Below are 14,120 nucleotides of genomic sequence, written 5' to 3'. Positions count from 1 at the left end.
GCGTCTTCCCGGTCGCCCACAGTGATCATGACCACGGTGATCATGTTCGGCGCGGTGGACCAACGGATTTCGGCGCCGCCACCGGCGGAGCAGGAGCGGAGGGGTGGATGGCACCGTCGGACATCGGGCGGACGGGTGCCCGGTTCGGGGCCCGCCCGGCCCGGCACGCGCCGGATCCGGATCACCCGCACGGCCCCGCGGAGGACGGCGAGGAGCCGATCACCCCGGAGCCGGAGGAGGACCTGGTCGGCGTCACCGGGGCCCGGTTCGGCGGGCACTCCGCCAAGCGGAGCCGCAAGACCCGCAAGGAACGTGCCGCGGAGCGGGCCGCCGCGGCGGAACAGGAGCGGATCGCGCGGCAGGCGGCCGCCGGGTCGCACGACGGGATCGGCGATGCCGGAGACGGCACGGCCGGTACGGTCAGGGACAGCACCGCCGGTACGGCCAGGGACAGCACGGCCGGTACGGCCAGGGACAGCACCGCCGGCACCGCCGATACCGCGCCGCTCCCAGTGGTCAGCGGTGCCGCGGGACCGGCCCCACGGTCCGCGTTCACCGCGGTCCGCCCCTATGTCATCACCGGCGGCCGGACCCGGGTCCGGATGGAGCTGCGGCTGGAGACCCTCATCTCCGTCCGGCCGGTCCCCGGCCCGGCACCGGTGCTCGGCGCCGAGAAGGCGACCGTGCTGAAGCTCTGCGCGCAGGCTCGTTCGGTGTCCGAGGTGGCCGCGCTCGCCGCCGTGCCACTCGGCGTCGCCCGGGTCCTGATCGACGACCTGGCGACCGAGGGCAGGCTGACCGTGCACGGGGTCTCCTCGGCCGAGGACGGTCCGAGCATGGCGTTGCTGGACCGCGTGCTGTCCGGCCTGCGCAACCTCTGAGCCGGTCGCCTGCCGGGGTCGCGCGGCGGATGACCGGGTGATCGGCCAGTATCGGGACATGACCGATCCGCGTCCCGTCCGCATCGGGCTGCAGCTGCAGCCCCAGCACGCCGACTACTCCGACATCCGCCGCACGGTGGCCGCCGCCGAGGAGGCCGGTGCCGACGTCGTCTTCAACTGGGACCACTTCTTCCCGCTCTACGGCGAACCCGACGGCAAGCACTTCGAGTGCTGGACGATGCTGGGTGCCTGGGCCGAGGCCACCTCCCGGGTGCAGATCGGCGCCCTGGTGAGCTGCAACAGCTACCGCAATCCCGAGCTGCTCGCGGACATGGCCCGCACCGTGGACCACATCTCCGAGGGCCGGCTGATCCTCGGCATCGGCGCCGGCTGGTTCGAGCGCGACTACGACGAGTACGGCTACGAGTTCGGCACCGCGGGCGACCGGCTGCGCGACCTCGCCCAGGCGCTGCCCCGGATCCGGGACCGCTGGGCGAAGCTGAACCCGGCACCCACCCGTGACATCCCGGTGCTCGTCGGCGGTGGGGGCGAGAAGAAGACCCTGCGCTACACCGCCGAGCACGCCACCATCTGGCACGGCTTCGGCGACGTCGACACCCTCACGCACAAGTGCGCGGTGCTCGACGGGCACTGCCGCGACATCGGTCGCGACCCGGCCGAGATCGAGCGTTCGGCCGCCGTCGAGGGCACCCCGGACGAGCTCGGGGCCGGACTGTACGACGCCGGCGTCCGGATGTTCACCGTCGGCCAGGACGGGCAGGGCGGCTACGACCTCGGCCGGCTCAAGGACTGGATCGCCTGGCGCGACGAGCGCAACGGCTGACGCCCGGCTCAGCCGCCATCGCGCAGGAACGGGTCGCGGATGAGCTCCGGGACCCGTTCCGGGACGACCGCGGGCGCGTAGTACCAGCCCTGCGCGTTCGCGCAGCCGTACTCACGCAGCCGCATCGCCTGCTCCCTGGTCTCCACCGCCTCCGCGGTGACCTCCAGGTCCAGTGCCGAGGCCAGCGAGATCAGCGTGCGCAGGATGACGTCGTCCCGCTCGGCGGAGCCGGCCACGAAGTGGCCGGCCAGCTTCAGCACGTGCACCGGGAGATGCCGCAGGTAGGCGAGGTTCGAGTAGCCGGTCCCGAAGTCGTCGATCGCGATCCGCACGCCCATCCGTTCCAGCTCCCGCAGCGTCGCGGGCGGCCCGCCCGGCGACCCCATCAGGTCGGACTCGGTCAGCTCGATCTGCAGCCGTTCGGCCGGCCAGTCGTGCCGTTCCAGGGTGGCCGCGACGTCCGCAACCAGATCGGACTCGACGATCTGGCGGGCCGCGACGTTCACGCTGACCAGCAGCGGCCGGTCCGGGTGCTGATCGGCCCAGGTCCGTCCCTGCCGGCACGCCTCGTCGAGCACCCGGCGGCCCAGCGGGACGACCAGCCCGGTCTCCTCGGCGAGCGGGATGAACCGATCCGGGCCGAGCAGCTCGCCGTCCGGGCGCTGCCACCGCACCAGCGCCTCCACCCCGACGGTCTGCTCGTCGGCGAGCCGGACCAGCGGCTGGTAGACCACCACGAAGTCGTCGCGACGCAGCGCCTCGGGCATCTGCGAGGAGAGCTCGAACCGGCGGACGTCGGACCGGTGCCGTTCCCGGTCGTAGAGCACGTAGCGGCCCCGCCCGGCCCGCTTGGCGGAGTAGAGCGTGGTGTCGGCGGCCTGCAGCAGCTCGTCCGCGTCCAGCTCGCCGTCGTGCCGCACCACCCCGACGCTGGCCGAGATCACGATGTCCCGGCCGTCGATCCGGACCGGCCGGCGCACGGTGCCCAGCGCGCGACCCGCGATCTCCTCCAGATCGGCCCGGTCGGTCGTGCGGGGCACGAGCACCACGAACTCGTCGCCGCCCATCCGGGCGACCAGATACCCCTCCGGCTCCAGGGCGGCGCGCAACCGGTCCGCGAGCACCGTCAGCAGCCGGTCACCCGCCTGGTGCCCGAGGGTGTCGTTCACGACCTTGAAGCCGTCCAGGTCGAGATAGCAGATGCCGGGGCGGGGGCCGTCGATGCCGGACCCGGCGATCGCTGCGGCCAGCCGCCCGAAGAACAACGAGCGGTTCGGCAGGCCGGTCAGCGGATCGTGGGAGGCCTGGTGCTCCAGCCGTCGCTGCAGCTCGCGCTGCTCGGTGACGTCGCTCAGGACGGCGACCAGGTAGTCGGTCGAGCCGTCGTCCTCGTGGAGCGGGGTGACGACCGCGTCGATCCAGATCTCGACGTCGTCGGCGCGGCGCACCGGGCGCACGACGCGCAGCCGGTCCAGCGAGCCGTCGAGCAGCCGCGGGCGTTCCGCCCAGAGCTCGGGGGCGTGCTCGACGGACACGAAGTCGGCGACGCTCATCCCGGTGAGCTGCTCACGGGAGTAGCCGAGCATCGCCGCGGCGGCGTCGTTGGCCTCGATCGAACGACCACGCGGGTCGAAGATCACGATGCCGACCGCGGCGGAGTCGAACATCGCCGAGAACCGGGTCTCGGACGCCCAGCGGGCCCGTTCGGCGACCTCACGGGCCTCCAGTGCCGCCCGGGTGACCTGCTCCTGGTCGGCGAGCACCTGCAGCCGCAGGGCATCGGTGAACCCGCGGACGAACGACGCCTGCACCGCGGCCAGCCGCCGGACCCGGGCCCCGGTGTCGGCCCCCGGCTCCAGATGCCCGCCGAGCACCGTCAGCGAGGCCTCCAGGCAGGCCGGATCGGTGATCCGCGCCTGGATCAGCTCGCGGCCCACGCCGACGACCTCCGCCGGATCGAGGCTCTCGCCGGTCGCGGCCGCGCGCATCCGGTCGGTGAGCCGCTCCAGCAGCGGGCGCAGCTCGGCGGCGGGCTGGGCACACCGGCGGGCCAGTGTGGCGGTCCAGGCACTCACGAGCTCGGACGGCGCGGGCAACGCCTCGGCGGCGAGCGCCCGGCCGTGGTCAGCGCATGCAGCGGCGACGTCGGCCTGCTGCATCCACCGACCCCCGTTCGCTCCGGTGGAGGGACTGCCCTCTCGATCGTGGAACACCGTAACCGATCCGGCGTGTCCGATGGGGCCGACCGGGTTACGCCTGCGGGTCGAGCGCCTCCGTCGGTGAGCCGTCGGTCACCGCCGTCACCCAGACGACCGCTTCGCCCGCCTCGTCCGAGGCGGCCAGGTCGATCTCGGCGGTGATCGCCCAGTCCCGGTCACCGGCCGGATCGTCGAGCACCTGGCGGACCAGCCAGCGGTCGGCCTCCTCGGTGAGGTCGAACAGCTCCGGGCCGCGGGCCTGGGGCCCGAACCCGATCCGGTCGTGGATCTCGAAGTACGGCGCCAGTGCCTCGCGCCAGCGCGCGGCCGTCCAGCCGGCGTCGGCGTCGAGTGCGCCGAGCTCGTCGAGACGGCTCAGCGCGGCGAGCTCCACCCGGCGGAACATCGCGTTGCGGACCAGCACCCGGAACGCGCGCGCGTTGCCGGTCACCCCGGACGGCGCGGCCAGCCCGACGTCCGCGCCCGGTGGCGTGACCTCGCCGCCCGCGCCGTCGGTGTCGGCGCCCGCGGCGAGCTTCTCCCACTCGTCGAGCAGCGACGAGTCGGTCTGCCGGACCAGCTCGCCGAGCCACTCGATCAGGTCGGTGAGCTCCTCGGTGCGCGCGTGCTCCGGAACGGTCTGGCGCAGCGCCCGGTAGGCGTCGGCCAGGTAGCGCAGCACGAGCCCCTCGGACCGGGCGAGCTGGTAGTGCGAGACGTACTCGGTGAACGTCATCGCCCGCTCGCTCATGTCGCGCACCACCGACTTGGGCGACAGCACGGCATCCGCCACCCACGGTGCGCCGCCGCGGTAGGTCGCCAGCGCCGCGTGCAGCATCTCGTCCAGCGGCTTGGGGTGGGTGACCTCCTCCAGCCGCGCCATCCGCTCCTCGTACTCGATGCCGTCGGCCTTCATCGCCGCGATCGCCTCGCCGCGAGCCTTGTTCTGCTGGGCGGCGAGGATCTGCCGCGGGTCGTCCAGGGTGGACTCGACCACCGACAGCACGTCCAGCGCGTAGTCGGGGGACTCCTGGTCGAGCAGCTCGAACACGGCGAGCGCGAACGGCGACAGCGGCTGGTTCAGCGCGAAGTCGAGCTGCAGCTCGTCGACGATCCGGACCCGGGGCCGCTCGGCGCCCTCCACCCGGTACTCCTCGACGACGCCCGCGCTGCGCAGCGCCCGGTAGATCGCGATCGCCCGCAGCATGTGCTTGAGCTGGCGGCGGCGCGGCTCGTGGTTGTCGGTGAGCAGGTGCCGCATCGCGGCGTAGGTGTCGCCACCGCGCGAGACGACGTTCAGCAGCATCGCGTGGGTGACCTCGAAGTGGCTGGTCAGCGCCTCGGGGCTGGCCTGCTGCAGCTTCTCGAACGAGGTCTGCGACCAGCCGACGAAACCCTCGGGCGGCTGCTTGCGCTGGATCTTGCGACGCTTCTTCGGGTCGTCACCGGCCTTGGCGAGTGCCTTCGCGTTCTCGATGTCGTGCTCCGGCGCCTGGGCGACGACGGTGCCGACGGTGTCGTATCCGGCGCGCCCGGCCCGGCCGGCGATCTGGTGGAACTCGCGGGCCTTGAGCGGGCGGACCCGGCGGCCGTCGTACTTGGACAGCGCGGTGAACAGCACCGTGCGGATCGGCACGTTGATGCCGACGCCGAGGGTGTCGGTGCCGCAGATGACCTTGAGCAGCCCGGCCTGGGCGAGCGTCTCCACCAGCCGCCGGTAGCGGGGCAGCATCCCGGCGTGGTGCACCCCGATGCCGTGCCGGACCAGCCGGGACAGCGTCCGGCCGAACCCGGAGGTGAAGCGGAACGCGCCGATCGTCTCGGCGATCGCCGCCTTGTCCTCCTTGGACGTGACGTTCACGCTCATCAGCGCCTGCGCCCGCTCCACGGCCGCCTGCTGGGTGAAGTGCACGATGTAGACCGGCGCCTCCTTCGTCCCCAGCAGCTCGGTGATCGTCTCGTGCAACGGCTCGACGACGTAGCGGAAGTGCAGCGGCACCGGCCGGTCCACCGAGGTGATCTCGGCGGTCTCCCGGCCGGTGCGCCGGGTCAGGTCCCCGGCGAAGAACGACGTGTCGCCCAGGGTCGCGCTCATCAGCAGGAACTGTGCCTGCGGGAGCTCGACGATCGGCACCTGCCAGGCCCAGCCGCGGGACGGGTCGGCGTAGAAGTGGAACTCGTCCATCACGACGGAGCCGACGTCGGCGCCCGATCCGGTGCGCAACGCCAGATTGGCCAGGATCTCCGCGGTGCAGCAGATGATCGGGGCCTTCTCGTTGACCGCGGCGTCGCCGGTGAGCATGCCGACCTTGTCCGCACCGAACACCTCGCACAGCGCGAAGAACTTCTCGCTGACCAGCGCCTTGATCGGCGCGGTGTAGAAGGTGCGCTCCCCGCGGGCCAGCGCCGCGGCGTGGGCGCCCATCGCCACCAGCGACTTCCCGGAGCCGGTCGGGGTGGACAGGATGACGTTCGCGCCGGTCACCAGCTCCAGCAGCGACTCCTCCTGCGCCGGGTACAGCGACAGCCCGCGCTCGTCGAACGCCCAGTCGGCGAAGATCTCCACCAGGTCGGCGGGATCGATCGGGTTGTCGGGGCCGGAGGTGCGGGGAAGCCGGTCGGTGAGCGTCATGATGGCCCCGATTGTGCCTGGTGGCCCGGGCGCGGTGACCGCGGCTGGAGGCCGGCGCCGCGCGCCCGACTACCGTGGGCCCGTGACCGGGGGAGGGGTGTCGGGTGGGTCCCGCCCGACCATGCCCGATCTCGTGCCGCCGATGCTGCCCGCGACCGGCGAACTGGCCGACGCCACCGATCCCGCGCGCTGGGCCGTCGAGTTCGGCTGGGAGGGGCACCGGTGTGTCGCCTACGTGCGCCGCGGGCGGGTGCGGCTGCTGTCGTCGACGGCGCGCAGCGTCACCGGTTCGTTCCCCGAGCTGGCCGTGCTGGCCGAGCAGGCGCCGCCGGGCGGACTGGTCCTCGACGGCACCGTCGTCGCGCTCGACGAGGCGGGCCGCCCGTCCCGCGGGCCGCTGCTGCGCCGGACCGCGACGCTCACCCCGGACGCCGCGCTGCGCGCCGAGGTGCCGATCGGCTACGTCGTGACCGATCTGCTGTGGTGTGACGGGCGCCGGGTGCTGGAGCTGCCCTACCGGCGCCGGCGCGCCGAGCTGGAGAAGCTGGCGCTGGCCGGGCCGGCGATCCTGGTGCCGCCCTCGTTCGGGCTGGACGAGGCCGAGCTGGTGGTCCGCACCGCCGAGCAGTACGGGCTGGACGGGCTGCACCTCAAGCGGCTCGACGTGCCCTACCAGCCGGGCAGGCGGACCCGGAACTGGCTGCGGGTGCCGCTGCGCAGGCGCAGGCAGGTGCTCCTGGCCGGCTGGGTCCCGGCGCCGGGGCGGCCGGACCGGATCGCCGCGGTGCTGCTGGCGCTGCCCGGGCCGGAGGGGCCGCGGTACGTCGGCCGGGTCGGGATCGGCGCCGCGGACGCCGATGCACGGACGATCCTCGCCGCACCGTCCGGCCCACCGCCCTCGGCCGTGCCGGACGGGGTCGCCGAGCACGCCCGCTGGCTGGCGCCCGGGCTGGCCGCCGCCGTCGAGCACCGGGGCCGGACGGCCGCCGGACGGCTCGCGCTGCCCTCCTGGCGGGGGCTCGTCCCGGACGACGAGCGCGACGACGACCTGCTCGACATGCCGGCCGCCGGGGGGTCGCAGGGTGGCGGGCCGGTGTCGCCGGACCCTGTGCGCGACACCGGCACCCGCGCCCGCGACGAGGCCCGGTCCCGCCCCCGTGCCGACGCCGGTGCCGAGGCCCGCTCCCGCGCCGATGCCGAGCCCCGCTCACGTGCAGGTGCCGACGTCCACTCGCGCGCCGATGCCGGGGCCCGCTCGCGCACCGGTACCGACGCCCGCTCCGGCGCCGGGCCGGCGGGCACCGATGCCGCGCCGGTGCCGGCCGCCGGCCCGGAGCAGCCCGGCACCTGGCACGGCCCGCTGTCCCGGCGGCTGGAGCAGCACTTCGTCTACAACACGCTGAACACGATCGCCTCGCTGGTCCGCACCGATCCGCCGCGGGCCCGCGAGCTGCTGCTCGGCTTCGCCGATCTGTCCCGGGCCGCCGACCGCGCCGAGGAGCCGACCATCCGGCTGGACGAGGAGCTGGCCGCGGTCCGCGCATACCTGCAGATCGAGGGGACCCGGTTCGGTGCCCGGCTGAGCGCCGAGATCGACGACCCGGCGGCCGCCGGCGTCGATCCGGGGGCCGCGGTCCCGCCGCTGTCGGTGCTGGCCGCGGTGCGCCGCGGGGTGCAGGAGGAGATCGAGCCGGTACCCGGCGGGGGAGCGGTGCACGTCCGGCTCGTCACCGATCCGGGTGGACCGTCCTGCCGGATCGAGATCCGCCCCGCGGACGCCGTCCGTGACCCGTTCGTCCTGTTCAGCGTGCCGCTGGACGTTCCGGAAGGTTTGTGATCGACATCTCGGGGTAACCACTGTGGTCCCCGGGGGAGACGGAACTTCATCGATCCGGATAGCGTGCGCGCCATGCTGGGGCTCCCCGACGGCACACGAGCGTGCCTGTTCGACCTCGACGGCGTGCTGACCGATACCGCGAGCGTGCATGCCGCGGCGTGGAAGCAGATGTTCGACGAGTACCTCCGACGCCGTGACGGGGACACGTTCACCCCGTTCGACGTAGCGGCCGACTACGGTCCGTACGTCGACGGCAAGCCGCGACTCGAGGGCACCCGCAGCTTCCTCGAATCGCGTGGCGTGGCGCTGCCCGAGGGCAGCCCGGACGACGACGCCGACACCGAGACGCTGTGGGGCCTGTCGACCCGCAAGAACGACCTGGTCCAGGTGAAGATCACCGAGGGCGTCCGGGTGTACCCGGGCTCGCGGCGTTACCTGGAGGCGGTACGGGAGGCCGGGCTGGTCACCGCCGTCGTCTCGTCCTCGGCGAACGCCGAGCAGATCCTGCGGGTCACCGGGCTGGAGACGTTCATCGACCACCGGGTCGACGGCGTCACCGCCCGGGAACGCGGGCTTCCCGGCAAGCCCGCACCCGACACCTTCCTCGCTGCCGCGGCCGACCTGGAGGTCGACACCTCCGCCGCCGTGGTGTTCGAGGACGCGCTGGCCGGCGTGCAGGCCGGCCGCGCCGGAGGATTCGGCGCCGTGATCGGCGTCGACCGCCTCGACCAGGCCGCCGCGCTGCGTGAGCACGGCGCGGACGTCGTCGTCACCGATCTCGCCGACCTGCTGGAGCGCTCGTGAAGCCGGACCACCTGCCCACCTTCACCGTCGAGCCGTGGGTGGTGCGTGAGCCGCGACTCGACCTGGACGCGATGGGCCAGACCGAGTCGGTGTTCGCCCTCTCGAACGGGCACATCGGACTTCGCGGCAACCTCGACGAGGGCGAGCCGCACGTGCTGCCCGGCACCTACCTGAACTCGTTCTACGAGGTCCGGCCGCTGCCCTATGCCGAGGGCGGCTACGGCTACCCCGAGTCCGGGCAGACGATCATCAACACCACCAACGGCAAGCTGATCCGGCTGCTGGTCGACGACGAGCCGTTCGACCTGCGCTACGGCACCCTGCACCGGCACGAGCGGGTGCTGGACATGCAGGCCGGCACGCTGCACCGCGAGGTCGAGTGGGAGTCCCCGGCCGGGCGCCGGGTCCGGGTCCGCTCCACCCGCATGGTGTCGCTGACCCAGCGCGCGGTCGCCGCGATCTCCTACGAGGTCGAGCTGGTCAGCAACGGCAACGAGGGCAGCGGCGCCGCCGGTGACGGCGCGCTGCTGGTGCTGCAGTCCGAGCTGGTCGCCAACGAGCAGCTGCCCGGCCGCGACGCCGACGACCCGCGCCTGGACACCGCCCTGGACAACGTGCTCGAGCCCGAGCAGTCCCGCGCCGGTGACGCCGGGGCGACCCTGGTGCACCGCACCCGCAAGTCGGAGCTGCGCTGCGGCGCCGCGATGGAGCACGAGGTGTTCGGGCCGGAGGGGATCCAGGTGTCCACCGACGCCAACGAGGATCTCGCCCGCACCACCGTCATCGCCCGGGTCCAGCCCGGCCAGTCGCTGCGCGTGGTCAAGTACCTCGCCTACGGCTGGTCCTCGCGGCGCAGCCTGCCCGCCGTCTACGACCAGGTGCGCGCCGCCATCGCCGCCGCCCGCTACACCGGCTGGGACGGCCTGGTCGCCGAGCAGCGCGACTACCTCGACGACTTCTGGGCCACCGCCGACGTCGAGATCGACGGTGACGCCGAGCTGCAGCAGGCCGTGCGGCTGGCGACCTTCCACATCCTGCAGGCCGGCGCCCGTGCCGAGCGGCGCTGCATCCCGGCCAAGGGGCTGACCGCCGACGGCTACGACGGCCACACCTTCTGGGACACCGAGACGTTCTGCCTGCAGGTGCTGTCCTTCGTCGCCCCGGAGGCGGCGGCGGACGCGCTGCGCTGGCGCAAGTCGATCCTGCCGCTGGCCTTCGAACGCGCCGAGACCCTCGGGCTCAAGGGCGCGGCGTTCCCGTGGCGCACCATCCGCGGCCACGAGTGCTCCGGCTACTGGCCGGCGGGCACCGCGGCGTTCCACATCAACGCCGACATCGCCGACGCGGTGAAGCGGCACGTGCACGCCACCGGTGACACCAAGTTCGAGCTGGAGGTCGGGCTGGAGCTGCTGGTCGCGACCGCGCGGCTGTGGCGCTCACTGGGCAGCCACGACTCGGCGGGCAACTTCCGGATCGACGGCGTCACCGGCCCCGACGAGTACTCCTCGATCGCGGACAACAACGTCTACACCAACCTGATGGCGCAGCAGAACCTGCGCTACGCCGCCGAGGTCGCCGCGAAGCACCCGCGGTCGGCGTCGCGGCTCGGGGTGGACTCCGAGGAGATCGCGTCCTGGCGGGACGCCGCGGGCGCGATGTTCATCCCGTTCGACGAGCGCCTGGGTGTGCACCCGCAGTCCGAGGGCTTCACCGACCACCAGCGGTGGAACTTCGAGGAGACCCCGGCCGACTGCTACCCGCTGCTGCTGAACTACCCGTACTTCGACCTGTACCGCAAGCAGGTGATCAAGCAGGCCGATCTCGTGCTGGCGATGCAGATCTTCCCGGAGGCGTTCACCGAGGAGCAGAAGCGCCGCAACTTCGCCTACTACGAGGCGATCACGGTGCGGGACTCGTCGCTGTCGGCGTGCACCCAGTCGGTGATGGCCGCCCGCACCGGGCACCTGGAGCTGGCCCACCAGTACCTCGCCGAGGCCGCCCTGGTGGACCTGCAGGACCTGGCGGGCAACACCGACCACGGCATGCACATCGCGTCGATGGCGGGCACCTGGTCGGCGGTGGTGCTCGGGTTCGGCGGGATGCGGTGCGAGGCGGACGGCCTGTCGTTCGCCCCGGTGCTCCCGCCGTCGCTGTCCCGGGTCTCGTTCGGGTTGAAGTGGCAGGGCCGCAGGCTCCGGGTGACGATCACTTCCGAGGACGTCGAGTACCAGCTGCTCGACGGGGCACCGATGCGGCTGCGCCACCACGACGAGCCGATCGCGCTGGACGGGGAGGCGCCGGTGACCGCGCCGACGCCGGCCGCCGAGTGGGTCGAGCCGGTCGAGCAGCCCTACGGCAGGGCCCCGCGCCAGCGCACCTGAGCCACCTCGCCGGCACACCGGGCCGGGCCGTGTCCGATCTTCGGTCCGATCTTTCGGTCCGGCCCGGTGTGCCCGGGCACCCGCCGCAATAAGGTGAGGCACACCTGAACGTGATGGAGGTGTGCGGTGGACGCGGTGCTCAATCGTCGTGCGGTGCTGTCCTTGGCGCTGGTCGGCCTCGCAGCGGGGGCTGTCGGGTGTTCGGCCGACGGCGGGCCCGGAGCCGATGGGGCCCCGGCGGCGGGACCGGAAGCCGAGCCGGGTGCGATGCCGGTGACCATCGAGCACCAGCACGGTGCGACGACGATCAGCTCGCCGCCGCAGCGGGTCGCCGCGGTCGGCCTCGGCGATGCCGACGTGCTGCTCGCGCTCGGTGTGGTGCCGGTGCTGGTGCCGGTCTGGAGCGGCTCGACCGACGACGGTGTCGGGGAGTGGGCCCGGCCGCTGCTCGACGGGGCGGCGCCGGTCGCGCTGCAGGATGCGACGACCCGGTTCGACCTGGAGCCGATCGTGGCCGCGCAGCCCGATCTCATCCTGGCCGTCAACAACGCGATCGACGCCGACCGTTACGCGCAGCTGAGCCGGATCGCGCCGACGGTGCTGCACGCCGCCGGGCAGATCGACTGGTCGTTGCCGTGGCGGGAGGTCACCACCCGGATCGGCGCCGCGGTCGGGCTGCCGGACCGGGCGGCGGCGGAGGTCGGCGGGATCGACGACCTGTTCGCCAGGACCCGCGCCGAGAATCCCGGCTTCGGCGAGCGCACGGCCGCGCTGGTCCGGGTGCTGGACGGCGGAACCCTGCGGGTGTTCAGCCCGGACTCCGGACGCGGACAGCTGCTCACCGAGCTCGGGTTCCGCCCGGCGCCCGCGGTGGCGGACCGCTTCGGCGACACCTTCTACCTCGACATCGCGGCCGAGAACCTGCCCACCCTGGACGCCGACCTGCTGGTCGTGGACAACTACGACAACGCCAGGGAGCAGCTGGACGCGATGCCGACGTTCCAGGCGATGCCCGCCGTTCGCGCGTCCCGGCTGATCGGCCTGGACCCGGTCCTCAGCGACGCGGTGTCGATGCCCAATCCGCTGACCATCCCCTACCTGGTCGAGGACCTGCTGGCCCGGATCAGCCAGGTGCCGCTGCAGGGCTGAGCGGCCGGCCCCGGCTCCACGTCCACAGGGCGCCGGCCGCGACCGCCACGGTCGCGGCCAGCGCCCACCACGGGGTGCCGACGGCCATGATCCCGGCGTCGACGCCGTCGTACATCGCGCCGACCGCCAGTGCCCCGATCAGCGTGAGCCCGCCGCCGAGGGTGTTCAGCATCCCGAAGTGCGCACCGAGCAGGCGTTCGCCGGCCAGCCGCGCGATCACGTCACGCATCGGCGGCACCATCAGCATCTGCCCCAGGTGCAGCAGCAGCACCCAGCAGGCCAGCCCGGCCAGCGTCACGACGGCCGATCCGGTCAGCATCGGGGGCACCAGGAACGACACCGCGATCAGCGCCAGCCCGCCGACGATCGCCACCCGGTGCCCGAGCCGGGCCGCGACCGCGGTCACCGTCCGCTGCCCGCCGATGACCAGCAGCGCCGCACCGGTGAAGAACCAGCCCAGCGCGGCCTGCCCACCGACCGCCCGGTCCAGCTGCTCGGGCAGCATCAGGTAGAGCTGGTTGTAGGCGACCAGCTGCGCCCCGCACAGCACGGTGAACACCAGGAACGGGCGGTTGCGCAGCACCGTGCCCCACACCGCCTGCAGGGTCGGTGCCACGGTGCCGGATCGCTGCTCGCCGCCGGCCCCGGTCCCGGTGCTCGCGTCGGCCGGCAGCCAGCGCAGGAACGCCACCCACAACAGCGCGAACAGCCCCGCGGCCGCCGCCGACGTGACACCGAACGGCACTGCCAGCAACAGCGCGCCCAGCGCCGGGCCCAGCACCGATCCCAGCCGGCTGCACATCTGCTCGATCGCGAACAGCTCGGTGCGTGGCAACACCCCGTCGGTCTCCAGCCGGTGCCCGTAGGCGGCGTTCGCGGACTCGACCGCGGGTGCGAACAGCGCCGCGGCCACCCCGACGAGCAGCACCGCGACCAGCACCGACGCCAGATCGTCGGCCAGCCCGAGCAGCAGGAACCCGACCACCCGCACCGCGACCCCGAGCAGCACCATCCGGCGCACGCCGAACCGGTCGGCCAGGCCGCCGCCGAGGAAGAACAGGCCCTGCTGACTGAACGTCCGCAGGCCGAGCACCAGGCCCACCGCCCATCCGGCCAGCGCCAGGTTCTCCGACAGGTGCACCGCCAGGAACGGCACCACCAGGTAGAACCCGATGTTGAACACCACCATCGAGGCCAGGATCAACCTGACCGCGGGCGGCAGCACCCGGATGGTGTCGCGCAGTCCCCGGGCGGCGGGGTCCCGGCGGCGGAGGATCATGCGATCAACCTATGGCCTGGCCGCTGCGCCGCCGCGGCACGTCGGGCGCGGCCGGAGTGAGGCCGCCCACCCGGGCCGGGCGGTGGCACACGGCGGCCCGGCGCGCCCACCTGTC

9 protein-coding genes are annotated in these 14,120 nt (G+C 73.3%); 6 read left to right on the top strand and 3 right to left on the bottom strand.

Annotated elements, in window-relative coordinates; all coding sequences use genetic code 11:
- Positions 1 to 107: 107 nt before the first annotated feature.
- Positions 108 to 881, top strand: coding sequence for a DUF742 domain-containing protein (locus Pdca_RS17310; protein WP_085911063.1), 774 nt, complete (start codon positions 108 to 110; stop codon positions 879 to 881).
- Between the two features lie 58 nt (positions 882 to 939).
- Positions 940 to 1,725 carry an LLM class F420-dependent oxidoreductase gene (locus tag Pdca_RS17305; protein WP_085911249.1) on the top strand — a complete coding sequence of 262 codons (786 nt, stop codon included), beginning with the start codon at positions 940 to 942 and terminating at the stop codon, positions 1,723 to 1,725.
- Between the two features lie 8 nt (positions 1,726 to 1,733).
- Here Pdca_RS17305 and Pdca_RS17300 read toward each other — a convergent pair whose 3' ends face one another.
- Both Pdca_RS17300 and Pdca_RS17295 read right to left on the bottom strand, forming a co-directional pair.
- Entirely contained in the window at positions 1,734 to 3,884 is a 2,151-nt protein-coding gene (locus Pdca_RS17300; RefSeq protein ID WP_085911062.1) for a putative bifunctional diguanylate cyclase/phosphodiesterase, read from the bottom strand.
- Positions 3,885 to 3,975: 91 nt separating this feature from the next.
- On the bottom strand, positions 3,976 to 6,555 hold the full coding sequence (locus tag Pdca_RS17295) for a DEAD/DEAH box helicase (RefSeq protein ID WP_085911061.1): 2,580 nt from the start codon (positions 6,553 to 6,555) through the stop codon (positions 3,976 to 3,978).
- An 82-nt stretch (positions 6,556 to 6,637) separates the two neighbouring features.
- On the opposite strand from Pdca_RS17295, the gene Pdca_RS17290 reads away from it, so the two are divergent.
- The 4 genes from Pdca_RS17290 to Pdca_RS17275 all read left to right on the top strand — a co-directional run bounded on the left by Pdca_RS17290 (position 6,638) and on the right by Pdca_RS17275 (position 12,726).
- Positions 6,638 to 8,392, top strand: a complete 1,755-nt coding sequence (locus Pdca_RS17290) for an ATP-dependent DNA ligase (RefSeq protein WP_158092060.1) — start codon at positions 6,638 to 6,640, stop codon at positions 8,390 to 8,392.
- Positions 8,393 to 8,464: 72 nt separating this feature from the next.
- Complete coding sequence (locus tag Pdca_RS17285) at positions 8,465 to 9,196, top strand: beta-phosphoglucomutase family hydrolase (protein ID WP_085911059.1); 732 nt, start codon at positions 8,465 to 8,467, stop codon at positions 9,194 to 9,196.
- A complete protein-coding gene (locus Pdca_RS17280; protein ID WP_085911058.1) occupies positions 9,193 to 11,577 on the top strand; it encodes a glycoside hydrolase family 65 protein in 2,385 nt (794 codons plus the stop codon). The genes Pdca_RS17285 and Pdca_RS17280 overlap by 4 nt, the downstream gene beginning before the upstream one ends.
- Before the next feature lie 273 nt (positions 11,578 to 11,850).
- Positions 11,851 to 12,726 (top strand): ABC transporter substrate-binding protein, encoded by an 876-nt coding sequence (locus tag Pdca_RS17275; protein ID WP_197719746.1) that lies wholly within the window; start codon positions 11,851 to 11,853, stop codon positions 12,724 to 12,726.
- Here Pdca_RS17275 and Pdca_RS17270 read toward each other — a convergent pair.
- A complete protein-coding gene (locus tag Pdca_RS17270) occupies positions 12,701 to 14,005 on the bottom strand; it encodes an MFS transporter (protein WP_085911057.1) in 1,305 nt (434 codons plus the stop codon). The genes Pdca_RS17275 and Pdca_RS17270 overlap by 26 nt on opposite strands.
- Positions 14,006 to 14,120: the final 115 nt, after the last annotated feature.

The sequence above is a fragment of the Pseudonocardia autotrophica genome (assembly GCF_003945385.1).
GTDB classification, from domain to species: domain Bacteria; phylum Actinomycetota; class Actinomycetes; order Mycobacteriales; family Pseudonocardiaceae; genus Pseudonocardia; species Pseudonocardia autotrophica.
The sequence above is the reverse complement of the archived record's forward strand: the minus strand, read 5'-3'. Positions and strand labels throughout refer to the sequence as shown.